This window comes from Polaribacter ponticola, assembly GCF_026191475.2.
Classification (GTDB): Bacteria; Bacteroidota; Bacteroidia; order Flavobacteriales; family Flavobacteriaceae; genus Polaribacter; species Polaribacter ponticola.
Genome location: NZ_JAOSLC020000003.1, coordinates 2017687 through 2042599 on the forward strand (window position 1 = coordinate 2017687; position 24913 = coordinate 2042599).

Genomic DNA, 24913 nt, shown 5'->3' on the forward strand with positions numbered 1-24913 from the left:
TTATAAAAAAATTAAAAGATGAAAAAAGAGATTATACAAAACTTGACTAAAGATTTTGAAGATTATTCTCAAACTACAGAAAATAAAATAGAATTTTGGTTTGCAAGAGATTTACAACACTTATTAGGTTATACTGAATGGAGAAATTTTCAAAAAGTAATATTCAAATCTAAAACTGCATGTGAAATAACAAATAATAAAATTTCTGACCATTTTGTTGACGTCAACAAAATGGTACCCTTAGGTTCTGGAAGTGAAAGGGAAATTGAAGATATAATGTTAACAAGATATGCTTGTTATTTAATTGCACAAAATGGAGATCCGAAAAAAGAAAGTATTGCATTTGCTCAGAATTACTTTGCTATGCAAACTAGAAAGTTTGAGTTAATTGAGCAAAGAATTAAGGATTGGGAAAGATTAAATGCTAGACAAAAATTAACTTTATCTGAAAAAGATTTATCAGAATTAATTTATGAAAAAACAGGTAACGATAGAAATTTTGGACTTATAAGAAGTAAAGGAGATCAAGCTTTATTTGGAAGATCTACAAAAGATATGAAAGCTAAATTAGGAATTCCTAATAATAGAGCTTTAGCAGATTATTTACCAACTATAACCATTAAAGCTAAAGATTTTGCTACAGAAATAACTGTTTTTAATACCAAAGAAAAAGATTTAAGAAATGAAAGAAGTATTTCTGCAGAGCATATAACAAACAATCGTTCTGTAAGAAAAATATTACTCGATAGAGGTATTCAACCAGAAAATTTACCGCCAGAAGAGGATATTAAAAAATTAGAAAGAAGAGTAAATTCTGAATCAAAAAAAATAGGCAAAAACCCTAAAAAATTAAATTAATATGAAAAGTAGCTTATCTATAATTTCAGAAGATAAAATATCTAAAGTAACCATAGAAAACGGAGAATTAATCAGTTTTAAAAAAGACAACCAAGAATATATACATCAAAAAGGAGATAAAGGTTGGCGAAATTCTGATGATGAAATGTTTCCTGTAATTGGGCCAACGTCTAAAAATAATTTTAGAGTGCATACTAAAAATGGTAATGCTGTTTTAGATCAACATGGTTTGTTGCGAGAATTAGAGTATCGTTTAATTTCTTCGGATGAAAATTCGGCGAAATTCATAAAAAAATATTCTAAAAATACACTTGTTAACAATAGTAAATTTCCTGATAAATCTACTGAAGAAAAACTATATTGGCCTTTCGATTTTATTTTTGAGAAAAATTTTACTTTAGAAAATGAAGCTTTAAACATTGAGTTTATCATCAGTTCAGAAAAAGGAATGCCGTTTATGTTGGGTTATCATCCTGCATTTATGTTATCTGATACTGGTAAAGAAACTTTACAAACTGGTAAAAAAATAATTACCTTAAAAGATGTTTACAAAGCTGGATCAAATGCTTTTCCTGTTTTAGAAACAGATAAAATAATCTTAAAAAATATTGATAAAAACGATTTAGAAATTACAACAGTTGGTTTTCATAATTTTATGTTGTGGACAGAAGTTGACAATATGCTTTGTATAGAACCAATTACACAATATACTTCTTATACAGACCAAAAATTTTCTGAACAAAATATGCATTTATCAGCTGGGAAAAACAGTTTTTCTGTAAAAATTAAAACGATATAATTTGATAGAAAAACATCGTCATTTTATCATTCATAAACCTTGGGGATATTTATCTCAATTTGTAAATAATCAAACTAAAAGGAAGAAAAAAATGTTAGGAGAATTATACGATTTTCCTGAAGGAACCATGGCAATTGGACGTTTAGATGTACCTTCTGAAGGTTTACTTTTATTAACAACTGATGGCAAATTATCTGCAGAAATTAGAAGTAATAAATACGAAAAAGAATATTATGTTCAGGTTGATGGACTTATTACTGAAAACGAAATTGAACAATTACAAAAGGGTGTAGAAATTGGTTTTAATGGTAAAAAATACATGACAAAACCTGGTAAAGCTTTTATAATTGATGATCCTAAATTTCCGTTAAGAAGTCAAAAAATTAGAGATGAAAGACACGGACCAACTAGTTGGGTTTCAATAATTATTAGAGAAGGTAAATTTAGACAAGTTCGTAAAATGACTGCTGCTGTTGGTTTGCCAACTTTACGTTTAATTCGTGTTAGAATTGGAACAATTACATTGGATAATTTAGAAATTAGTGGCGTAAAAGAAGTGCATTCATTTATGTGATAAATATCATATAAAAAACACATTTTAACAGCTAATTTTGAGGTATGATTAATTCTAATACCACTTTATATATTGTTGCTGCAGTTATCATTTTACATTTTGTAATAGGTTTTGCATACTTAATTTACAAAATGACAAAAAAGAGTGATAAAAATTAGTTTCTACAATTAACAGCTCTAAAAAATAATACGATACCAATTATCAAAAATATAAAACCAAAGTAAAATAAGTATTGTAATACATCTATTTTAGTAGTAAAACCTATTCCAAAACTTAACCAACTTAGTATTATAAATATAATTGATAATATTATTTTATAACTCCTTTTTAATTTCATTATTTGACATCCATTCTAATATGCGGAATGCCATCTTCTAAATACTCCTCTCCTACTTTTACAAAACCATGAGATTCATAAAATTTTTGTAAATATACTTGTGCAGAAATGGTAATATCATCAACTTTAAAATTATCTTTTATAGCTTTTATAGAGGCTTTAATTAAATTATGTCCATAACCATATTTACGTTCTGAAGCAGTAACTACTACTCTACCAATACTTGAGTTTTTAAAATAATCACCAGGTTTAAAAATACGTGTATACGCTACAATTTTATCATCTTTAAAACCAATTACGTGTAATGCTTTTTGATCTTTATAATCTACATCTTGGTATACACAATCTTGTTCTACCACAAAAACTTCAGAACGTAATTGTAGAATATTATAAAGTTCTGTTGTGTTTAATTCTGAAAAGGATTTTGTGATGAAGTTCATAATTATAAATTATAAAAAGTGCTCGATACAATTTCGCTAAAAAAAGCGAAATCACTCGAACTGACAGTTATTTGATCTGTATATTAAATTTTATTATTGCGAGGAACAAAGTAAATTCTTTATTAATAATGAGATTGCTTTGTAAACTCGTAATGACATAAATTTTTAACAAGAAATTTTACCTACTCTATTTTGGTGTCTTCCACCTTCAAATTCAGTAGAAAGAAAGATATCTACAAAACCAATAGCTTGTTGTAAAGAAACAAAACGTGCTGGTATTGTAAGAATATTTGCATTATTATGTTGTCTTGTTAAGGCAACCAATTCATTATTCCAACAAAGTGCTGCTCTAATACCTTGGTGTTTGTTAGCTGTCATTTGTGCTCCATTACCAGAACCACAAAGAATAACTCCTAAAGATGCTTTACCGCTTTCTACTGCATCTGCAGTTGGGTGTATTGCATCTGGGTAATCCATAGAATCATTTGTATCGGTTCCAAAATTTAAAACTTTGTACCCTTTTTCTTCTAAATGTTTTATAATTTCGAATTTGTATTCTGTACCTGCGTGATCGTTTCCAATTGCAATTGTCATAATTTTATAATTAAGAAGTCATTACGAGTTAACGAAGCAATCTTTTCTTATAATAAGATTACTTCACTTCGTTCGTAATGACAGTGTTATATGTGCAAAAATATAGAAAATACCAGTTATTAACAGTTATAAACAATGATATTTTATACATTTTTAATAACTCTTTAATTTTAAATATTTTAACGTTTTAAGTTAATGTTAAGAAGTTGTAGTAAGAAACTCAAAACTTTTTTTGGTAGTTATAATTATTATTACAATACAAGCTCTTGGTTGATATATGCAAATTTAATTTTAAGTTTTTGATAAAAGTTTATCAACATTAAATCTACAATTTGTTTACATAGATTTGGTTGTTAACTATTAAGAATTTTACGTTAACTACTGTTTATAAGTTTTGTTAATAACTCAATTTTTTCATTGATTTTAAACTGATTAAATAACTCATAAGATGTAGATGGTTTTTAATAACTTATATTAAAAAATAAAAAGACATAATTTTATAGTAGCTATTAACACACTATTATAACCATTATAGTTTTTTTAAAATTTATAAAAGAAAAATAATTATAATATAGAATGTTGATAACTGTTGAAAACGAATAAATAGCTTCTTTTTTAAAATAATTTTTAAATTAAATTGTATATTTGGTTAGTAACCAACTTTAAATTAATATGTTATGTATAAAAAATTAATATTTCTTTTAATTTTTATTCCTTTTTTTCTTCAAAGTCAAACTCAAATAGGAGTTGATATTGATGGTAAACTAGCAGGAGACCAATTAGGTTGGTCTACAGCAATTTCTAATGATGGTTCTATTATAGCTGTGGGTGCTTCTGGAGTTATTTCTAATAAAGGGTACGTAAAAGTATATAAAAATGAAAATAACAATTGGATTCAGCAAGGAAATGATATTATTGGAGATAATATTGGTGATTTTTTTGGTTATACATTAAGTATTTCTAACGATGGGTTAATATTAGCTATTGGAGCATATGGTGCTAATAATAATTCTGGTTTAGTTAAAGTATATAAATTTAATAATAATAGTTGGTCACAACTTGGTAGTACTATTTTAGGTGAAAAATATTGCACTTAATCTTACTGGTACGCCACAAGCTAACCTAGAATTTAGGTATTCTTTAGATATAAACTCTGATGGTACAATTTTAGCTATTGGAGCTCCAAAAGCTAAATTAGATCTACATTCTACAAGTGATATAATTAATTGTGGTGTAGTTGGTATATATAATTTTGAAAATAATGATTGGAAATTAGATAATGAAATATTTGGAGAAGCTGAAGAAGATAATTCTGGTAATTCAGTAAGTATTTCTGGAGATGGTACAATTTTAGTAATTGGTGCTGCAAATAATGATGGTAATGGAAATAATTCTGGTCATGCAAGAATATATAAACACGAAAATAATAGTTGGAATGTTTATGGAGAGGATATAAATGGAGAAGCTGCTTATGATTTATCTGGTTTTTCAGTTAGTTTATCTAAAAATGGTAATAGAGTTGCCATTGGTGCAACAACAAATGATGGTGATGATGGAAATGATATAGATTCAGGTCATGTAAGACTTTATGAAGATGGAGTATCATCAATTAATAAATGGTTTTCTTCTTGGAATGATTATGATGGAGAGGCTTCTGTTGATCAATTTGGATATTCTGTAAGTTTGTCTAATGATGGTTATATTTTAGCTGCTGGATCTATTGATAATGATGATAATGGCTCTAAATCTGGCCATGTTCGTATTTTTACAAATTATGAAAGAGCTGAACAAATAGGTATTGATATTGATGGAGAGGCTTCTGGAGATCAATCAGGATTTTCTGTTAGTATTTCTGGAGATGGAACAAAAGTAATTATTGGAGCACCTTTTAATGATGGTAATGGCGGTAATTCTGGTCATGTAAGAGTGTATGATTTAAATGCTATTTTAGCTTCAGATAGTTTTGTTTTATCTAAATTTAGTATTTCTCCAAACCCAGCTAAAAATCTAGTTACTATTAAATTAAAAGACGATTTAAAGATAGAAAAACTTTCTATTTATAATAGTTTAGGCCAGTTTATAAAAAGTAGTAAAAAATTATTAATAAATACCTCTAACTTAACAAAAGGCGTTTATTTTTTACAAATTTATACAGATAAAGGTAAAGCAATAAAAAAAATGATAATAGAATAATTAAATTACTTCTATTTTCTTTTCTGTATTTAAAAGATACAAAGTGTCTTTTTGAATTTCTACAATTTCTTTAGTAATTTCACTTTTATTCAAAGAAGTATTTATAGTTATTACAGTTATAAAAATACCTGTAAGAAATATAAAGGCGAATAAAGCAATAATTTTACGTAGTTTTTTCATTTTAAGTTAATGTTCTTATTATAAAGACGCGCTGATTTAGAAAACGTTACAATATTTTTAAGATTTCTTTAACTTTTTTTATGAAATAGATTAAATGAATAATAGAATTATTTAATTTACCACAAAATTTATTGCTTTTTCTATAATTTTTACAGTTACTTTTCCACTACCAATTAGTTCTCCATCAGCTTGTATAAAAGGTTTGGTATCTATTGGTAAAACAGTAATTGTTTTAGTTTTATAGGTTTCAATTTTTTTGTGATGTACAATCGATCCTGAATATAATTTTCTAATATTAAAAATTAAATCGAAGATATTTAAGTTCTTAGCAATCGTAATATCTAATAATCCATCAGAAGGATTTACATCTTTTGTAAATTGCATTCCGCCTCCAGAGAAATTACATATTCCAAAAAGCGTCATTAAACAATTAGTTTCTATTATTTTATCATCAATAATAATTTTAAAAATAGATTTTTTATATAATAATAAACCAGCTAAACCGCTTAATAGATAAGCAATTGCACCAAAACGTTTTAAACTTTCTAGTTTATTAACAATGTATCCATCATATCCTAAACCAGCTACATTATTAAAATATGTTATAGTTTTATTTTCTGTTTCTAAAACACCAATATCTTGCGTTATTATTTTTTTCTTAGTAATAATTTCTATAACATTTTCTAATTTTTCTGGTATGTTATATGTTTTAATCCAATCGTTTCCAGTTCCAATTGGTATTACAGCAATAGTTATATCAGAAGTTTTTACATACCTTTGCAACATTATTCCGTTAACTACATGATGTAGCGTTCCATCTCCACCTACAGAAATAATGTTTCTAAAACCTTGTTGAATAGCCGTATCAACTAATTCAACCTCGTGTTTAGAAAACTGTGTAAAAGCAAAAGAATAGTTAATATTCTTGTTTTTTAATAATTGCTCAATTTCTTTCCATTGTTTAGAAAAGTTCCGATTTCCAGAAGTTGAATTTGCAATTATAAACCAAGAATTAGACATAAAAAATAATTTTAAAACGCCAAAATACAATAATAGATTGATAACTATTTTTTAATAAACAATCACTATAAATAATTGTAAATTGGTATCATAAATAAGAAGTAATAATTAATGACAAAAAAGAAGAAAAAAATATATAAAAAGAAAGGTAAAGTTGTAAAAAATTTAACTAGAAATATATTTAAAATTTTAAAAGAAAACAGCGAAAAATTTTATAATCATAAACAAATTGCTGCAAAATTAAAAGTTTCTGATACAGATGGTAAAACCCAAATTATAAAGAAATTAGCAGAATTAGCTGCTACAAAACAGATTAAAGAAATAGATAGAGGTAAGTTTCAAATAAATACAGATAGAAAATATTCTATTGGTACTTTAGATGTTACTTCTAGTGGTAATGGATATTTTGTTACCGATGATTATGAAGATGATATTTTTATACCAAATATTAATTTAGGTAAAGGATTACATAATGACACTGTTAAAGCGTATGTTTATAAAAGACGCAGCGGTAAAAAATACGAAGCAGATGTTGTAGAAATTGTAGCACGTGCTAAAACAGAGTTTGTAGGAGTTTTACAGAAAAATCCTACTAAAAACTTTGGTTTTGTAGTACCAGATAATAATAAAATGTATGCAGATATTTTTGTTTCTGAAAGTAAAATGAATGGGGCAGAAGATGGAGATAAAGTACAAGCTAAATTATTAGATTGGCCATCAAATTCTAAAAATCCGTTTGGGAAAATAACGAAAGTTTTAGGGAAACCTGGAGAACATAATACAGAAATGCATTCTATTTTATTAGAATATGATTTACCTTATGAGTTTGAACCCGAAGTAGAAAAAGATGCAGAAAGTTTATCAATAGAAATTACAGAAAAAGAAATTTCTAAACGTAGAGATATGCGTAAAGATTTAACTTTTACAATAGACCCTAAAGATGCTAAAGATTTTGATGATGCGTTATCTTTTACAAAATTAGAAAATGGAAATTTCGAAATAGGAATTCATATTGCAGATGTTTCGCATTATCTTCAGCCTAAAACTATTTTAGACGATGAAGCTTACAAACGTGCAACTTCTGTTTATTTAGTAGATAGAGTAGTACCAATGTTACCAGAAATGTTAAGTAATGGTGTTTGTTCTTTAAGACCAAACGAAGAAAAATTAACATTTTCTGCGGTTTTTGAAATCAGCCAAAAAGCCCAAATAGTAGGTGAGTGGTTTGGTAGAACAGTTACTTATTCAGATCAACGTTTTGCTTATGAAGAAGCACAATATTTAATTGAAGCGAATAGAAAAGAAAGACTAGAAAAAAGAGGCAAGAACCAAGATAAAACTGCTTCACAAGCAAACTTAAATGTTGTTACTTCGAGTGATTCTGCTGTTTTGCAGAATCGTATCGAGAAGTCTTTAAATTGTACAATACCTGCGGACGTTTCTATAACCGATAAAGAATACACAGTTACGCCAGAAATTGTAGAAGCCACTTTAAAATTAGACGAATTAGCAAAAATTCTTCGTAAAAAAAGAATGAAAGCAGGTGCAATTTCATTTGATAGAGTAGAAGTAAAGTTCAATTTAGATGAAGAAGCAAACCCTGTTGGAGTTTTCTTTAAAGAATCTAAAGACGCTAATAAATTAATTGAAGAATTTATGTTATTAGCTAATAGAAAAGTAGCAGAGTTTATTGGTTTTTCTAAAGGAAAAGCAACAAATAAAACTTTCATTTATAGAATTCATGATGAACCTGATGATGAAAAATTAGCATCGCTACAAAACATGATTAGTAAATTTGGTTATAAAATTAATACAGATACAAAAGAAACTACTTCAGACTCTTTAAATCAGTTATTAAGCGACGTTCATGGTAAAGCAGAATCTAATATGATAGAGACGCTAACAATTAGAACCATGTCTAAAGCTAAATATACAACTCAAAATATCGGGCATTATGGTTTAGCTTTTGATTATTATAGCCATTTTACATCGCCAATTAGACGTTATCCAGATGTAATGACACATCGATTACTACAACACTATTTAGATGGCGGAGAAACGCCTAAAGCAGATTCTTTTGAAGAAAAGTGTAAACATTCTTCAAATAGAGAAGAATTAGCTTCTAAAGCAGAAAGATCTTCTATAAAATACATGCAAATTAAATACATGCAAGATCATAACGATGCTATATTTGATGGTGTAATTACAGGTGTTACAGAATGGGGTATTTATGTAGAAATTTCTTCTAATAAATGTGAAGGAATGGTTAGAATTAAAGATATTAAAAGTGATTATTATACTTTTGATGAAAAACAATATGCTATCATTGGTCAATCTTCAAAAAATATGTATCAATTAGGAGACAACGTAAAAGTAAAAGTTAAAAAAGCCGATTTAGAACGTAAACATTTAGACTTTAATTTAATAGAAGATTAAGTTTTATAACTGTCAGTTCGAGTGAAATTTATTTTTCATAAATTTAGTATCGAGAACTTTTTATATCAATAATTATTGTAAAAAATTAATATTAAAAATAAAAAATGATTTTAACAACCACACCAAATATTGAAAATTTTAAAATTGTAGATTATTTAGGTATTGTAACAGGTACTGCTTATAATTCTAGTTATTCACATAAAGGAAGTAAAATGTCTTTTAAAGATATGTTTAATACTGCCAAATATTACGAAAATTATGCGGCTGGTTTAGAAGCATTAAAAGAAAAAGCATTTCAGAATTTAAAAGAGAATGCTGTAAAACTAAATGCAAATGCAGTTGTTGGTATCCAGTTAGATATTGAGCCTCTTGCAAATACATCTACTTTATTAGTATCTATAACGGGTACTGCTGTTAAAGTTGAATAAACTTTCAATTTTATATTTATATTAGATTCATAACTTTATTAATTTTGCCACAATAAAAACAAGAAAAAGTCTTTATAGTGGTATACTTATTGATTTAAGTTTATTAATCAAATTTTACAATAATGAAAAAAATAGTATTTATATACGCATTACTTATAAGTTATTCTGTAACTGCGCAATCAACAATTAATAAAAATCTAGGAGATTATTCAACTTTAAAAGTTTATAATGGAATAGAGGTAGAGTTAATAAAATCTGACGAGCAAAAATTAGAAATTACAGGAGAAAAATCTGATAAGGTTAAAATTAAAAATGTAGATAATACTTTAAAATTATCATTGCCATTTTCTTTAAAGCCAGAAAATAACTCAGCAGATGGTAAAATTTTAGTTAAACTTTTTTATAATAAAAACATTGCAGTTGTAGATGCTAATGAAGGTTCTACAATTACTGGTAAAAACTTTACTCAAGATAAATTAGAAGTAAATGCTCAAGAACGTGCATTTATAAATTTAGTAGTAAATATTAAACATTTAGAAGTAAGAACCTCTTCAGGTGGAATTATAAAACTTACAGGTACTTCTAAAAACCAAAATGTAGATGTAGATTTATATGGTGTTTATAATGGCTATGCTTTAAAAGTAGAAAATGCATCGAATGTAAAGTCTGGCACTGGAGCTAAAGCAGAAGTATTTGCTGGCGAAACTTTAAGTGCAAAAGTAAGTTTTGGAGGTTCTATTTTTTATAAAGGAAACCCAGAAGTTGTAAAAGATAAAAAAGTAATAGGAGGTATTATTCAAAAAAGAGATTAATAGAATCCTTTTTGTATCTTTGTAGTATTAAAAATAAGAATTTATGACTAGTTTATCTATATATTTAGGAATGATTGGAGGTCCTCAAGTAATAATTATTGTTGTAGTTATTTTACTATTATTTGGAGGAAGAAAAATACCAGAATTAATGCGTGGTTTAGGAAGTGGTATTAAAGAATTTAAAAACGCTTCAAAAGAAGATGGTGAAGAAAAAATAGAAGATAAAAAGTAATTTTTAATTTACTTGATTAAATAATAAAAGCTCAGTTTGATATTCAGACTGAGCTTTATTTTTAATTAAAAATCCCCCAACTTTTAATCTGTTGCAAATATATAATTGAAATAAATATATTTTTCAATTATATATTAAAATGTTATAAAAAGGAATGTTCTTAAAGGTTTTGGGATAAATGGGAAGGCTAAATAACCATTTTTTGAAGATCCGATTTATTAAAACTTCTAGAAACTGGTATTTGTTGTGTTATACTATTAGAACGTAAATAATAACCTCTAGCATTTCCAGAAATAGCATTTACATAATTTGTATTTATTATATAAGATTTATGACATCTAATAATATTATTATATTTATTTAATTCTTTTATGATAGCAGAAAGCGTATTTCTTAGAATTATTTCTTTTGTTTCAGAACCTGTTTTTATAAAGAAACTTGCATAGTTTCCTTGAGATGATATATAGATTAAATCGTTTAAGTTAAAAGAGATATTTTCTGTTTTATTTGTACCATAAAGAATAATTTCTTCTATTTTTTTGATTTCTTTTTTAGGTATTAGAAACTTCATAATTTCTTTTGAAGTTTTTATTCTTTTTACTCGATCTTTTTTTCTATTAAAAAAGTAGAAATAAAAATAGGAAACAGGCTTAATATAAATGTATAAGAAATCATTTTAAAGAAACTTAAAAAATAAGGATCTCCATAGGTTTCCATAAATTTATTATGATACAACCAATTAAATGTGCTAATTAAAGATACTAACAAACTTAAATTAAAGATATTTTTACCTACAGTCCAATTTTCTTCCTTATAAAATTTTTTAAAAATATTGGAAAAACTATTAAAACAAACATTTGAGTAAAAAATGTAATTATTCCAAAACCAATACAATATATAAAAACATCTTTTTCCATTGAAAAAATGCCAAAAGGTTTAAATATATATAGAAAAAGAAAGATAAAAATACCAATTAAAAAACTTAGGAAGAATATAAATTTTAAGGAAGAAATAAATTTATAAGGTTTTTTAAGCCAGTTTATCATAGGGATTGATAAATTTTAAGATTATTTGTAAATATATAAACTTTATTAAATAAAACTATTCTAGTTCTATTTAGTTAAATATTAAAAGCTCATTTTGTTTAAAATGAGCTTTTTTATCAAATAATAAATATCCCCCAATATTTATATTTAAAATAATAATTAAATTTATTATAATATTTAAGAATATAAAATATATATGATTAAAAGGGTTGTATTATAACGTTTTGGGGTAAACAGGAAGCTTTTTTTGAAGCAAATTTTCTAATTCTTCTTTATTAAAACTTCTAGAAACAGGTATTTTATTAGTTAACATATTAGAAATTAAAAAATATCCTTTTGCATTTCCAGAAATTGCATTTACATGTAAAGAATTTATAATATAGGATTTATGACATTTAAAAATAGTTGGGTACTTTTTAATTTGACTTAAGATATTAGAAAGTGTATTTCTTAAAATTAATTCTTTTATTTGTGCTTCTTCAATTATATAAAAACTTACATAATTTCCAGAAATTGTTATATAAATTAGATTTAAGATATCAATTTTAATTTTTTCTTTTTTCTTTTCTGAGTATATAGTTATTAAAGTATTTTCAACCGTTTTTTTAATTTTTTTATTCTTAGTTATTTTATCATTTAATAATATGAGTAATGGAGTAGATACTAAAGAAACAAACAATGTATATTTTAAAAACCTTAAAAACGGAAGTTTTAAAGAATAATTTACAAAATCTTTATAAAGACCACTAAAATACCAAGTAACAAAACCTAAACAGAAAATAAATAATCCATACCAAATTATTAAATGGCTAATAGTCCATTTCTTATAATTAATTTTCTTTAATAAAAATAAAAGTAATAATAAATTTATTGAATATAAAATACTAATTACAATAGCATAACCAAAAAAATTATGCTTTAATAGATCTAATTTAAATGGTTTAAATAGTGTTAAAAAAGTAAAAATAAATAAACCATAAGAAAAACTTAAATTTAGTTTATTACTAATAAAAGATTCAATTATAATTGGTTTATTAAATTTTTCTTTGATTGATTTTAATAATATAATCATATATATTAAAAAAAGGCAATTACTTTTGTAACTACCTTTTTATTTTTAAAATTTTACTCTTCTATTTTTTTATTTTTTGCATTTTTCATTGCTTCTCCAATTTGATTACTAGCAGTAAAACTTGCAACCATATCATTTAACATCTGGCTACCTGCTTGTGGTGAGTTAGGTAACAATATTAAATTACTATTTGTTTCTTGCCCAATTGATTGTAAAGTATCATAATGCTGCGTTACAACTATTAAAGCAGATGCTTCTTGACTATTTATACCAACTTTATTTAAAACCTCTACAGATTCTTCTAAACCACGTGCAATCTCACGTCTTTGGTCTGCAATACCTTGTCCTTGTAAGCGTTTACTTTCTGCTTCTGCTTTAGCACGTTCTACAATTAAAATACGTTGTGCATCACCTTCATATTGTGCTGCTACTTTTTCTCGTTCAGAAGCATTAATTCTATTCATAGCTTCTTTTACCTGTGCATCTGGATCTATATCTGTTACTAAAGTTTTAATAATATCAAAACCATAATCAGACATAGCGTCATTTAGTTCGGTTTTTACCGCAATTGCAATATCATCTTTTTTTACAAAAACATCATCTAACTTCATTTTTGGTACTTCTGCTCTTACTACATCAAAAACATACGATGTTATTTGATCATGCGGATAATCTAACTTATAAAAAGCATCATATACTTTATCATAAATTACTTTATATTGTACAGATACTTTTAACTTTACAAAAACATCATCTAAAGTTTTAGTTTCAATTATAACATCTAATTGTTGAATTTTTAAACTCAATCTACCAGCAACTCTATCTACTAGTGGAATTTTAAATCTTAAACCAGATTGCCTAATAGCATTAAACCGTCCAAAACGTTCTATAACTGCTGCAGTTTGTTGTTTTACTAGAAAAAATGAAGCAAATACAATAATAAAAGTAAAAATTAAAAAAATAATAAATAGTGGGTTCATAGTTGATTTTTATTGATTAATAATTGATTTCTTGTAAAGATACTGAAATTAAGTATTTATTTATTGGACGTTTTTTTATGCAAATGTTACAAATTTTGTTCAAAAATAAAACCCTATAAATGTACATTTATAGGGTTTTATTTAAAAATTTAGATAAATTATTCTTCTGGAAATATTTTATAGATTCTTTTATTATACTTAATCCATTTTTTATATTTTTTTCTGAAAGAAGCTCTTTAATGGATTTATCTAACTGCTTATCCTCTTTCTTAAGTGTTTCAGAAATTGGTTTTAAGTTTTCTGCCATTTTTAATTGAACTTTTGTTTGATTTGAATAATCACCAGTTTTTTTAGTATGTTTTTGGTGATTTTCTATCAATTCTTTAGTACTACTTAACAGAAAACTATTAATTCTAGCAATATCTTTAGTTCTTTTATTATAAACGGTTAAAATCTTATAAAACTTTTTTCCTTCATCAGAATTTATTTTTATGCTAGATTTTTTAGCAGCTTTTTTAATATCATATTCAATAATTCCTAAATAAACCTTTATATTAAAGTTAGGTTCTGGTGCTTTTTGTTGCGTAGGTTGAGTAAAATCTCTAATTCGTCTTCCATTTCTTACTTGCGCTTGTGAAATAGCAGTAAACAAAAGGATGAATATGATACTATTTTTCTTCATTATTATATGTTTTTGATTGCGTTTTCTAACCTTTTAATAGTTTCTTCTTTACCAATCATAGCAATAATATCAAATAAATGAGGTCCTGCTAATTTACCAACTAAAGATAATCTTAAAGGTTGCATTACTTTACTATAACCAATTTCTTTACTAGAAATCCATTCTTTAATTTCTTTTTCTGTATTTTTAGATGAAAAATCTTCAATTTTAGAAACTACTGTTGTTAATTCTTGCATTAAATCAGAACTTCCTTCTTTCCAACCTTTTTTAACAGATTTTTCATCATATTCTAGTGGTGTTTCAAAAAAGAATGCAGCTAATCCCCAAAAATCATCAACAAAAACAGCTCTTTCTTTTACAAAAGATACTATTTTTTGAACTTCTTTATTTGTTTTTTGAATTCCTTTTTTTCTAAAATAGGTTTAAATAATTCTGCCAATTCTGCATCATCTTTGGTTTGCATGTATTGTTGCTGAAACCATTTAGTTTTATCAAGATTAAATTTAGCACCTGCTTTATTAACACGTTCAAAATTAAATTTTTGTGTTAATTCTTCTATAGAAAAAATTTCTTGTTCTGTTCCAGGATTCCATCCTAAAAAGGCTAGCATATTTATAAAGGCATCAGCAAAATAACCATCTTCTTTATAACCTCTAGAAATATCTCCTGTTTCTTCATTAGTATATTCTAAAGGAAATACAGGAAAACCTAATTTATCTCCATCTCTTTTACTTAATTTTCCTTTACCAACTGGTTTTAAAATTAATGGTAAATGTGCAAATTTTGGAACTTCCCAATCAAAAGCTTGATATAATAAAACGTGTAATGGCATAGAAGGTAGCCATTCTTCACCACGAATTACGTGAGTAATTTCCATTAAATGATCATCAACAATATTTGCTAAATGATAAGTTGGCATACCATCTGACTTAAATAAAACTTTATCATCTAATGTATTTGTTTTAATAGTAATCCTTCCTCTAATTTCGTCTTGCATATACAAAATTTCGCCTTGTGGATTTTTAAAACGAATTACATATTTATCACCAGCATTAATTTTTTGTTGTACTTCTTCTTCAGATAAAACTAAAGAATTTATTAATTTCCCTTCTTCTCTATTTTGCCAATTATAGGTAAATATTTTTCCTTTAGAAGCATTAAAATCTCTTTGTGCTGTTAATTCTTCTGGAGTATCAAAAGCATAATAAGCAGCACCTTTTTCAACTAAAATTGCTGCATATTTTTTATAGATTTCTTTTCGTTCAGATTGTTTGTAAGGGCCAAATTTTTCATTGGTATTTGGACCTTCATCAAAAGGAATATTACACCATTTTAGTGCATCTATAATATATTGTTCTGCATTTGCTACATAACGTGTTTGGTCTGTGTCTTCTATTCTTAAAATAAAAGTACCATTATGTTTTTTAGCAAATAAATAATTGTATAAAGCTGTTCTTACACCTCCAATATGTAAAGGTCCTGTAGGACTAGGTGCAAAACGAACACGAACATTAGATTCCATTTTTTTAAATTTTTGAGGTTGCAAAGATAGTTTTTAAAAAAGATAATAGAAATTAGTAGAACGAAAAAAAGACCTCTTATAAAGTAGTCTTTTGTTTTATTATTTTAATAATAATTTAGCTTTAAAACTTATGATACACTCCAAAAGTAAATGCTCCTTGTTTGGCTACATTATTTCCAAAAAAAGCACCACCTAAACCTGCGTTTACACCAAATTTAGAATTTATTTCATAAATACCCTTAAATCCAAAACCGCCATATTCTTGGTCATTTACATACAAACCAGTTGTTAAGTTAGCGTTCGTTAATATTATATCTCCATTTTCTAAAGATTTAGTAATGTCTAGAAAACCAATTAACCAAAACTTTTCACCTAATTTTTTACCATATTCACCACCAATTTTAAAGTTAGAACTATAATTGTTTGTTCTAATATTTGCACCTATAAAAGTTTGTAGATAAGATTTTCCAAAGCTTTTACCTGCTAAAAAAAGAGGTGTAAAAGACCAAGCATCATAACCAGTTCTTATTCCTGATGCTTCATTATAAGTACTTGTATTTGCTTCTACAGAAAATTGCCCAGAAAGAATCCAATCTTTTTTATAAAAATTATGTTTTAAACCAATTTCTATATTTCCAAAAGCCGATTTTGATGCTTCTGTTGTTTTAAATACTTGCGAAAGGTTAGGGTTTACAAAATCTCCTGTTTTTATTAACTTAAATGGCAAATTAACGAGTAAAGAAGTATTATTTGTAATACCATATTCACCATAAAACTGAATTGTATTATCAGTTGTTTCTCTTTCTGTATTGTATTCCGGATCTCCGAATAAAGTATCGTAATTAGGTATTGTAGTTAAAGAAAGTTGTGTGTAGAATTTACCTTTTTCTTGTGTCCAAGGGCTTTGTGAAAATGCAGATAAGCTAATAAATAAGATTATAATTTTAATACTATTTTTCATTTGTTGATTTTTTATAGCTCTTTAGTTGCATATAATTTACAATACTTACAAATCGTTTTAACAATTATTTGATTGCAAATCAATGTAAAAACGGTATTTTTATAAGTTGATTATGGAAGGATACAAAAATATTGAAGATAAATTACATCAATTTACTAATAAATATTATACAAATGAATTGATAAAAGGAAGTATTTTATTTCTTTCTTTAGGATGTTTGTATTTATTTTTTACCCTTTTTTTAGAATACTTTTTTTGGTTAAAACCTACTGCTAGAACTTTTTTGTTTTGGTTATTTATTGTTGTAGAATTTTTTTATTGATTAAGTTTATTCTGATACCTATTTCTAAATTAATTGGGTTTAGAAAAGGAATTTCTTTACAACAATCATCAAAAATTATTGGTAGCCATTTTCCTGAAGTTCAAGATAAATTATTGAATATTTTACAGTTAAAAGAAAATGTAAATAATTCTGATTTAATCTTGGCAAGTATCAATCAAAAATCTGAAGAGTTAGCGCCAATTCCATTTTTAAAAGCCGTAGATTTTAAACAAAATAAAAAGTATTTAAAATATGCTATTATTCCTGTTTTAATTTTACTAACTACTTTATTTACAGGTAATAATAATATTTTAACAGATAGTTTAGAACGTGTTGTTAATCATAGAACTGCATATAATCCGCCTGCATTATTTTCTTTTTCTCTTTTAAATACTAATTTAAATGTTGTACAAGGAAAATCAATTTCTATTTTGGTTAAGACTCAAGGAAAAGTTTTACCAAACGAAGCGTTAATCCACTTTGAAAATCAACAATATTATATACAAAATAAAGGAAAAGGTACTTTTTCTTATACTTTTTTAGATGTGCAAAAACCTGTTAACTTTTATATAGAAGCAAATGGAGTTCAGTCTAAAGATTATCAAATTAATGTAACCGAAACACCAACTATTAATACAATTTATTTAAAATTAAAGTATCCGTATTATGTTGGTAAAAAAAATGAAACCATACAAAATTCTGGTAATTTAACAGTTCCTGAAGGCACAAAAATTACATGGCAGGTAACTACATTAAATACAGATTCTGTTGCTTTTATCAGCAATAAAAATAGAGTTAATTTTAATGGTTTAACAAATAATAATTTTGAATTTACTAAACGAATTAAAAATGCATTTAGTTATCAAATATCATCTTCCAATAAAAATTTAAAGGATTATGAAAATTTACAATTTTCTGTAGATGTTGTAAAAGACGAATTGCCTTTAATTTCTGTGAATTCAAATATTGATTCTATTTCTCGTGGAACAGCAGAATTTGCGGGTCAGATTTCTGATGATTATGGTATTAACAAATTACAGTTAGTTTACTATAACGTAAATACACCAGAACTAACCAATATTTATAACTTAAAGATTAGTAAAGAAAACATTCAAACTTTTTTTATCAGTTTCCAGAAGGTTTAAAGCTTACTAAAGGTACAAATTATGAAATGTATTTTAAAGTTTTTGATAATGATGCTGTAAACGGAAATAAATCTGCAAAAAGTAAAGTTTTTAATTATAGACAAAAAACAGAAGATGAAGTAGAAGAGGAGTTGTTGCAAGAACAAAGAAATACAATTAATGATTTAGAAAATTCTATTCAAAAGCAAAAAAAGCAACAAGATCAGTTAGAAACGATACAGCAAGATTTACAAAATAAAAAGAGTATTAATTGGAATGATAAAAAGAAAGTAGAAAGTTTTATTAAACGTCAAGAGCAATATAAAAAAATGATGCAACGTCAAACAGATAAGTTGCAGGAGAATTTAGATGAGAAGAAGGAAGAGAATGAAAATCTTCAAGAAAAAAAGAAGACTTAAAAGAACGTATTAAAGAATTAAAAAAATTAGAAAAACAACAAAAGCTATTGGATGAAATTCAGAAAATGGCCGATAAATTAAATAAGGAAGATTTAGTTAAAAAAGCTAAAGAATTAGCACAACAAAATAAACAACAACAACGTAGTTTAGAAAAAACATTGGAATTGGTTAAGCGTTTTTATGTTGAACAAAAGACAATGCAAATTGCTAATAAAATAGATGAGTTGGCTAAAAAACAAGAAGCTTTAGAAAAGAACCCAGAAGCTAATATAGAAGCTCAAAAAGAAATTAAGAAAGAATTTAATGCTATTAAAAAAGAACTTGAAGAACTTAACAAAGATAACGAGAAGTTAAAAGATCCAATGGAATTGCCAGATGTTGAGGATGAAAAAGAAGATGTAGATAATGAGCTTAACAAATCTGAAGAAAATTTAAAAAATAATAATAAAAAAGAAGCTAAAAAAGCCAGAAGCAATCATCGAAAAAAATGAAAGAGATGAGTGCTAAAATGCAAAAAGCAATGCTAGAAATGGAAGGAGAATCTATGGAAGAAAACATGGATGATTTACGTAAGATTCTAGAAAACTTAGTAATCTTTTCTTTTCAACAAGAAGAACTCATGAACAAGTTTAGTGAAACTTCTACTAAGCATCCAGATTTTGGAAAAGATCTAAAAAAACAAAATGAAATAAGAACTTATTTTGAACATATAGACGATAGTTTGTATGTGCTTTCTATGCGTGTTCCAAAAATTTCTAATAAAATTCAAGATGATTTATCTACTGCACATTATAATTTAGATCTTTCTCTCGATAATTTTTCTGAGAATATGTTTCCTCAAGGAATCTCTAATCAGCGTTATGTAATGACTGCTACAAATAGTTTAGCAGATTATCTAAGTAACATTTTAAATAACATGAAAGAAAACATGTCTATGAAAATGGGGAAAGGAAAAAAAGGAAAAGGCCAAGGTTTTAGTTTACCAGATTTGATTAAAAAGCAGGGTGATTTGTCTAAGAAAATGAAGGAAGGTATGAAGAAGGGTAATAAAAAAGGTCAAGGAAAAGAAGGTAAAAAACCCGGAGAAAACGGTAAACCTGGAGAGATAGGAAAGAATGGTAAGAGTGGAGAAGGAGGAGAGTCTGGTAAAAACGGTAAAAATAAGGGAAAAGGAAAAGGAAAAGGCAATGGAGATTTAGATGGCGAATTATATGAAATTTTTAAACAACAATCTTTGTTAAGACAAGAACTTCAAAACGCTATAAATGATAATCCTTCTGGTAAACCTGGTGGAAATGCAGCTGCCAAAAAAGCCTTAAAAACGATGGAACAGTTAGAAAATGACATATTAAACAAAGGTTTTAATAATGCTACTTTTCATAAAATGCAGCATCTAAATTACGAATTACTAAAGTTAGACAAAGCTACTTTAGAACAAGGTAAAGACAAGAAACGTAAATCGACAGTAAATAGAAATCAATTTGAAAAGAATAGAATTAAAGCCTTACAATTTAAAAAGCAGTTCTATAATCAAACAGAAATATTAAATAGACAATCGTTACCTTTGCAGCTTAATTATAAAAAGAAAGTTAGAGTTTATTTCTCTGACTCTATAAAAAAGTAAAATGATTGCATTTAATTATGAGAATTCTTTCATATTAAAAGATGAGAAATCTCTAGAAGTTTGGATAGAAAATATTGCTTTAGAAGAAGAATTCGAAGTTGGTGAAATTAATTATATTTTTTGTGATGATGCTTATCTTCATAAATTAAATGTAGAGTTTTTAAAACACGATACACTTACAGATATTATTAGTTTTGATAATTCTTTAGGCAAATTAATTAATGGTGATATTTTTATTTCTACAGAAAGAGTAGCCGATAATGCTAAAGATTTTAATGTTTCTTTTGATGATGAATTACATCGTGTTATGATTCACGGTGTTTTACATTATATGGGGTATAAAGATAAATCTAAAGAAGAAAAAACAGCAATGAGAAACGCAGAAAATGCTGCTTTGTTGCAATTAAATAATTGATAATCAATTAAATAAAAAATAAGTTTCACGTGAAACTATAAGATAATGAGTTTATTTTCAACAACATACGATGTAATAGTAGTAGGAGGAGGTCATGCAGGAAGTGAGGCTGCTGCTGCTGCTGCAAACATGGGTGCGCATACACTATTAATTACAATGAATTTGCAGAATATTGCGCAAATGAGTTGTAATCCTGCAATGGGAGGAATTGCAAAAGGACAAATTGTAAGAGAGATTGATGCTTTAGGGGGTTATAGCGGAATTGTAACTGATAAAACAGCAATACAATTTAAGATGCTTAACAAATCTAAAGGACCTGCAATGTGGAGTCCTAGAGCACAATCTGATAGAATGCAGTTTGCAGAATGTTGGAGAACAATGTTAGAGCAAACAGATAATTTAGATTTTTATCAAGATTCTGTAAATGGATTATTGTTTGATGGTGATAAAATTATTGGAGTTAAAACTGCTTTAGGTTTAAATGTAAAAGCAAAAACTGTTGTTATAACTGCAGGTACTTTTTTAAACGGATTAATTCATATTGGTGATAAAAGTTTTGGTGGTGGTAGAGCAGGAGAAGGGGCTTCTACTGGTATTACCGAAGACTTAGTAAAAAAAGGTTTTGAAGCTGGTAGAATGAAAACAGGAACACCACCAAGAGTTGATGGTAGGTCTTTAGATTATTCTAAAATGTTAGAGCAACCTGGTGATGAAAATACAGAGAAGTTTTCTTATTTACCAACTACAAGCGCTTTAGAAAATCAGCGTTCTTGTTGGTTAACATATACCAATCCAAAAGTGCATGATTTATTACGAGAAGGTTTTGATAGATCGCCAATGTTTAATGGTAGAATTAAATCTTCAGGACCTAGATATTGTCCTTCTGTTGAAGATAAAATAGATCGTTTTGCAACAAAAGAAAGACATCAAATTTTTGTAGAACCAGAAGGTTGGACTACTGTAGAAATGTATGTAAATGGTTTTTCTACTTCTCTTCCAGAAGATATTCAAGACAAAGCAATTCGTGCAATTGAAGGTTTTGAGAATGTTAAGTTTTTAAGATATGGTTATGCTATTGAATATGATTTCTTTCAGCCAACACAATTAACTCATTCTTTAGAAACTAAGTTAATAGATGGTTTGTTTTTTGCAGGTCAAATTAATGGTACTACAGGTTATGAAGAAGCAGCTGCACAAGGTTTAATGGCAGGTGTAAATGCGGCTTTAAAAGTACAAGGTAAAGAACCTTTTATACTAAAAAGGAATGAAGCTTATATTGGTGTTTTAGTAGACGATTTAATTACAAAAGGTACAGAAGAACCTTATAGAATGTTTACATCTAGAGCAGAATATAGAACTTTATTAAGACAAGATAATGCAGATTTAAGATTAACTCCTTTAGCTTTTAAATTAGGTTTAGCTTCTAAAGAAAGAATGGATAGAGTTTTAGAAAAGCAACGTAAAACAGATTTGTTAATAGATTTTTTAAATAAAACCAGTGTAAAGCAAGCTGAAATAAATCCTATTTTAGAAGCTAATAATTTAGCTTTAATTAACCAATCTATGAAGTTGTTTAAAATTGCTGCAAGACCGCAATTAAGTTTAAATGATTTTAAAAGTGTTGTAAAACTTAGTGATTTCTTATTAGAAAATAATATTGATAAAGAAGTTATTGAGCAAGCAGAAATTCATTTAAAATACTCTGGTTACATTAACAAAGAAAAGAACAATGCAGATAAATTAAATAGGTTAGAGAACGTTATGATTCCTTCTACTTTTAATTATCAAAAAGTTCAATCTTTATCTTTTGAAGCAAGAGAAAAGTTAACTAAAATTCAGCCTACATCAATTTCACAAGCTAGTAGAATTAGTGGAGTTTCACCTAGTGATATTTCTGTATTGTTAGTTTATATGGGTAGATAATTTTAAATATTTGTTAAGATGTTCCTCGTGGAACAAATTAAAATTTATATTAAAAAACATAGAATATTAAATTCCTGCTTAGGCAGGAATTTCAATTTTAAGATTATAATAAATGACAAAAGAAAAAGACTTTTATCAAAATTTACAACCTTTTTTAAATTGTAAAGATCATACAGTTTCTAACGAAGTTTATCAAGTTACGATAAACAAAGAATATGATATGTTGGTTACAAAACCAGTTCCTAAAAACTTAGGAGACTATTATAAAAGTGAAGATTATATTTCTCATACAGATTCTAAAAAATCAATTTTAGATAAAGTATATCAAGCAGTAAAAAACATCACTTTAAAAAGAAAGTTAAAACTGATTGATACCTCTCTTTTTAATCAAAATAGTAGTTCTATACCTGAAAAAAATATTTTAGATGTTGGAGCGGGAACAGGAGATTTTTTAAAAGTTTGTAAAGATAATTCTTGGAATGTTTATGGTGTAGAGCCAGATTTAGGCGCTAGAAATATTGCATCTAAAAAAGGAATTATACTACTAGAAGATTTGTCTAAAATTAAAAACAAACAGTTTGATATAATTACACTTTGGCATGTTTTAGAACATGTAGAAAATCTTGAAGAATATATTTCTACTTTAAAAAGTTTACTTACCAAAGACGGAAAATTAATTATTGCGGTTCCTAATTACAAGAGTTACGACGCAAAGTATTACAAAGAGTTTTGGGCAGCTTTTGATGTGCCAAGACATTTATGGCATTTTTCTCAAACATCAATTTCTAAATTATTTTCTAAAGAGGATATGATGGTAGAAAAAACACTACCAATGAAATTCGATTCTTATTATGTTTCTCTTTTAAGTGAAAAATATAAGTCTGGTAAAATGAATCCAATAAAATCTTTTTATAGAGGTTTTATATCTAATATGAAAGCAAGAAGCTCATCTGAGTATTCTTCTTTAATTTATGTGCTTAAAAAGCTGTAAAACCAATTTTAATAGCAATAGCATCAAATGTAAAGTATAATCTATAGAAACACTTTACCAAAAAAAGAAAAGCCCTTAAAACGCAAGTTTAAAGGGCTTTTTTTAATAAATAAAACTTATTAGGAGATTCTGTTATAATCAATTTTAACTATTTAATAAATATACACCTAAAACTGTAATGATAAAATAGACTGCTAAAGACATCGCTCCTGCATAATCTTTTGCAAGACGTTGCCCAATTAACAAGAAAATTAAAGTAATCGCAGAAAGCTCTATTCCTAATGAAGCAATTTCTTTTGCTTCTGAAGTGTATAATTGAAAAACGCCAACGCACATAAAAAAACCAGCAACAATTTCTAAAATTAAAATGATGCCTAATAAAAGAGGTACTGAGTTTTTTAATGGAGAGTTTTTAAAATGATCAGCTATAAAAGCAACGTTGCCTTTCCAATCTATAAGTTTGTCTATTCCAGATTGTATAAAAGTGACTATTAAAAAAAGTAATATTAATACTTCTGCTGGGTAATTTGATAAAAAATTCATGTGCTTGGTTTTTATTTTCCGAATATTCTTTGAAATATATTCTTAGATTTTTCTGTTACTTCTTTAATTTCTTCTTTTGCATCTTCTGCAAAATCAGCTAAATGTTCTACAGCTTCTCCTGTAATTTCAGATGCTTGCTCTTTAAGTTCGTTAAATGTTTCTTTTGCTTCAACACTAAACTCTAGTGCTTTTTCTTTCGCGATTTCTGTGTACTCATCTGTTTTTTGTTTTACTTTTTCTATATTTTCTTCAGATAGAGTTTCATTAAGTTTTTCTTTAGCAATTTCAAATACTTCTTTTGCATCATCTACAAATTCTGTGGCTTTTTCTTTTACATTCTCTACAAGATCTTTTTTATTTTTATGTTCTTCTGCCATAATTATTAA

General features: G+C 26.6%; 27 protein-coding genes and 1 pseudogene. 16 read left to right on the forward strand and 12 right to left on the reverse strand.

Translation table 11 applies throughout. From position 1 onward, the window contains the following. Positions 1–18: 18 nt before the first annotated feature. The 3 genes from dinD to N5A56_RS14385 are packed head-to-tail and all read left to right on the forward strand — an operon-like array spanning position 19 to position 2231. On the forward strand, positions 19–858 hold the full coding sequence (gene dinD, locus N5A56_RS14375; RefSeq protein ID WP_265726792.1) for a DNA damage-inducible protein D: 840 nt from the start codon (positions 19–21) through the stop codon (positions 856–858). Position 859: 1 nt separating this feature from the next. Beyond that, on the forward strand, positions 860–1657 hold the full coding sequence (locus tag N5A56_RS14380) for an aldose 1-epimerase (protein ID WP_265726793.1): 798 nt from the start codon (positions 860–862) through the stop codon (positions 1655–1657). Position 1658: 1 nt separating this feature from the next. Next, positions 1659–2231, forward strand: a complete 573-nt coding sequence (locus tag N5A56_RS14385; protein ID WP_265726794.1) for a pseudouridine synthase — start codon at positions 1659–1661, stop codon at positions 2229–2231. 336 nt (positions 2232–2567) lie between these two features. Here the strand turns inward: N5A56_RS14385 and N5A56_RS14390 are convergent, their stop codons facing one another. After that, the gene (locus N5A56_RS14390) at positions 2568–3008 is read right to left on the reverse strand and encodes a GNAT family N-acetyltransferase (RefSeq protein ID WP_265726795.1); all 441 of its coding nucleotides are present in this window, start codon (positions 3006–3008) and stop codon (positions 2568–2570) included. Between the two features lie 165 nt (positions 3009–3173). Beyond that, positions 3174–3602 (reverse strand): ribose 5-phosphate isomerase B, encoded by a 429-nt coding sequence (gene rpiB, locus N5A56_RS14395; RefSeq protein ID WP_265726796.1) that lies wholly within the window; start codon positions 3600–3602, stop codon positions 3174–3176. 677 nt (positions 3603–4279) lie between these two features. On the opposite strand from rpiB, the gene N5A56_RS14400 reads away from it, so the two are divergent. Together N5A56_RS14400 and N5A56_RS14405 are read left to right on the forward strand one after the other, a co-directional pair. Continuing rightward, positions 4280–4699 (forward strand): hypothetical protein, encoded by a 420-nt coding sequence (locus tag N5A56_RS14400; RefSeq protein ID WP_265726797.1) that lies wholly within the window; start codon positions 4280–4282, stop codon positions 4697–4699. Next, the gene (locus N5A56_RS14405; RefSeq protein WP_265726798.1) at positions 4680–5795 is read left to right on the forward strand and encodes a T9SS type A sorting domain-containing protein; all 1116 of its coding nucleotides are present in this window, start codon (positions 4680–4682) and stop codon (positions 5793–5795) included. Before N5A56_RS14400 ends, N5A56_RS14405 begins: the two co-directional genes overlap by 20 nt. On the opposite strand, the gene N5A56_RS14410 is transcribed toward N5A56_RS14405, so the two are convergent. Both N5A56_RS14410 and N5A56_RS14415 read right to left on the reverse strand, forming a co-directional pair. Beyond that, positions 5796–5975, reverse strand: a complete 180-nt coding sequence (locus N5A56_RS14410) for a hypothetical protein (protein WP_265726799.1) — start codon at positions 5973–5975, stop codon at positions 5796–5798. 111 nt (positions 5976–6086) lie between these two features. Continuing rightward, positions 6087–6995, reverse strand: coding sequence for a diacylglycerol/lipid kinase family protein (locus N5A56_RS14415; protein ID WP_265726800.1), 909 nt, complete (start codon positions 6993–6995; stop codon positions 6087–6089). A gap of 111 nt (positions 6996–7106) precedes the next feature. Here N5A56_RS14415 and N5A56_RS14420 point away from each other — a divergent pair, with 111 nt between their 5' ends. From N5A56_RS14420 to tatA, 4 genes are all read left to right on the forward strand, one after another. Further along, complete coding sequence (locus N5A56_RS14420; RefSeq protein ID WP_265726801.1) at positions 7107–9431, forward strand: ribonuclease R family protein; 2325 nt, start codon at positions 7107–7109, stop codon at positions 9429–9431. A 104-nt stretch (positions 9432–9535) separates the two neighbouring features. After that, on the forward strand, positions 9536–9859 hold the full coding sequence (locus N5A56_RS14425; protein ID WP_265726802.1) for a heavy metal-binding domain-containing protein: 324 nt from the start codon (positions 9536–9538) through the stop codon (positions 9857–9859). A 122-nt stretch (positions 9860–9981) separates the two neighbouring features. Further along, complete coding sequence (locus N5A56_RS14430) at positions 9982–10671, forward strand: head GIN domain-containing protein (RefSeq protein ID WP_265726803.1); 690 nt, start codon at positions 9982–9984, stop codon at positions 10669–10671. A gap of 43 nt (positions 10672–10714) precedes the next feature. Further along, positions 10715–10903, forward strand: coding sequence for a twin-arginine translocase TatA/TatE family subunit (gene tatA, locus N5A56_RS14435; RefSeq protein WP_265726804.1), 189 nt, complete (start codon positions 10715–10717; stop codon positions 10901–10903). Between the two features lie 187 nt (positions 10904–11090). On the opposite strand, the gene N5A56_RS14440 is transcribed toward tatA, so the two are convergent. The 6 genes and pseudogenes from N5A56_RS14440 to N5A56_RS14465 all read right to left on the reverse strand — a co-directional run bounded on the left by N5A56_RS14440 (position 11091) and on the right by N5A56_RS14465 (position 17166). Further along, positions 11091–11474, reverse strand: coding sequence for a LytR/AlgR family response regulator transcription factor (locus tag N5A56_RS14440; RefSeq protein ID WP_265726805.1), 384 nt, complete (start codon positions 11472–11474; stop codon positions 11091–11093). Positions 11475–12163: 689 nt separating this feature from the next. Next, entirely contained in the window at positions 12164–13021 is an 858-nt protein-coding gene (locus N5A56_RS14445) for a LytTR family DNA-binding domain-containing protein (protein ID WP_265726806.1), read from the reverse strand. Positions 13022–13074: 53 nt separating this feature from the next. Beyond that, positions 13075–14001: an SPFH domain-containing protein gene (locus N5A56_RS14450; RefSeq protein WP_265726807.1), complete on the reverse strand. Its 927-nt coding sequence runs from the start codon at positions 13999–14001 to the stop codon at positions 13075–13077. Positions 14002–14128: 127 nt separating this feature from the next. After that, a complete protein-coding gene (locus N5A56_RS14455; RefSeq protein ID WP_265726808.1) occupies positions 14129–14683 on the reverse strand; it encodes a hypothetical protein in 555 nt (184 codons plus the stop codon). Positions 14684–14685: 2 nt separating this feature from the next. After that, a pseudogene (gene gltX / locus N5A56_RS14460) lies at positions 14686–16205 on the reverse strand (glutamate--tRNA ligase). 121 nt (positions 16206–16326) lie between these two features. Beyond that, the gene (locus N5A56_RS14465) at positions 16327–17166 is read right to left on the reverse strand and encodes a hypothetical protein (protein ID WP_265726809.1); all 840 of its coding nucleotides are present in this window, start codon (positions 17164–17166) and stop codon (positions 16327–16329) included. 318 nt (positions 17167–17484) lie between these two features. On the opposite strand from N5A56_RS14465, the gene N5A56_RS14470 reads away from it, so the two are divergent. The 7 genes from N5A56_RS14470 (at position 17485) to N5A56_RS14500 (ending at position 23984) form a co-directional block, all read left to right on the forward strand. Further along, positions 17485–18633 (forward strand): DUF4175 family protein, encoded by a 1149-nt coding sequence (locus tag N5A56_RS14470; RefSeq protein WP_274270501.1) that lies wholly within the window; start codon positions 17485–17487, stop codon positions 18631–18633. A 26-nt stretch (positions 18634–18659) separates the two neighbouring features. Next, positions 18660–19031, forward strand: coding sequence for a hypothetical protein (locus N5A56_RS14475; RefSeq protein WP_274270502.1), 372 nt, complete (start codon positions 18660–18662; stop codon positions 19029–19031). Between the two features lie 65 nt (positions 19032–19096). Next, a complete protein-coding gene (locus N5A56_RS14480; RefSeq protein WP_274270503.1) occupies positions 19097–19522 on the forward strand; it encodes a hypothetical protein in 426 nt (141 codons plus the stop codon). Between the two features lie 5 nt (positions 19523–19527). Next, positions 19528–20655: a hypothetical protein gene (locus tag N5A56_RS14485; RefSeq protein WP_274270504.1), complete on the forward strand. Its 1128-nt coding sequence runs from the start codon at positions 19528–19530 to the stop codon at positions 20653–20655. A gap of 1 nt (position 20656) precedes the next feature. Next, a complete protein-coding gene (gene ybeY / locus N5A56_RS14490; protein WP_265726812.1) occupies positions 20657–21070 on the forward strand; it encodes an rRNA maturation RNase YbeY in 414 nt (137 codons plus the stop codon). Between the two features lie 45 nt (positions 21071–21115). Continuing rightward, positions 21116–22993 carry a tRNA uridine-5-carboxymethylaminomethyl(34) synthesis enzyme MnmG gene (gene mnmG / locus N5A56_RS14495; RefSeq protein ID WP_265726813.1) on the forward strand — a complete coding sequence of 626 codons (1878 nt, stop codon included), beginning with the start codon at positions 21116–21118 and terminating at the stop codon, positions 22991–22993. A 112-nt stretch (positions 22994–23105) separates the two neighbouring features. Then, complete coding sequence (locus tag N5A56_RS14500; protein WP_265726814.1) at positions 23106–23984, forward strand: class I SAM-dependent methyltransferase; 879 nt, start codon at positions 23106–23108, stop codon at positions 23982–23984. Positions 23985–24128: 144 nt separating this feature from the next. On the opposite strand, the gene N5A56_RS14505 is transcribed toward N5A56_RS14500, so the two are convergent. Both N5A56_RS14505 and N5A56_RS14510 read right to left on the reverse strand, forming a co-directional pair. Then, positions 24129–24527, reverse strand: a complete 399-nt coding sequence (locus N5A56_RS14505) for a DoxX family membrane protein (RefSeq protein WP_265726815.1) — start codon at positions 24525–24527, stop codon at positions 24129–24131. Positions 24528–24538: 11 nt separating this feature from the next. Next, positions 24539–24904 (reverse strand): hypothetical protein, encoded by a 366-nt coding sequence (locus tag N5A56_RS14510; RefSeq protein ID WP_274270505.1) that lies wholly within the window; start codon positions 24902–24904, stop codon positions 24539–24541. Positions 24905–24913: the final 9 nt, after the last annotated feature.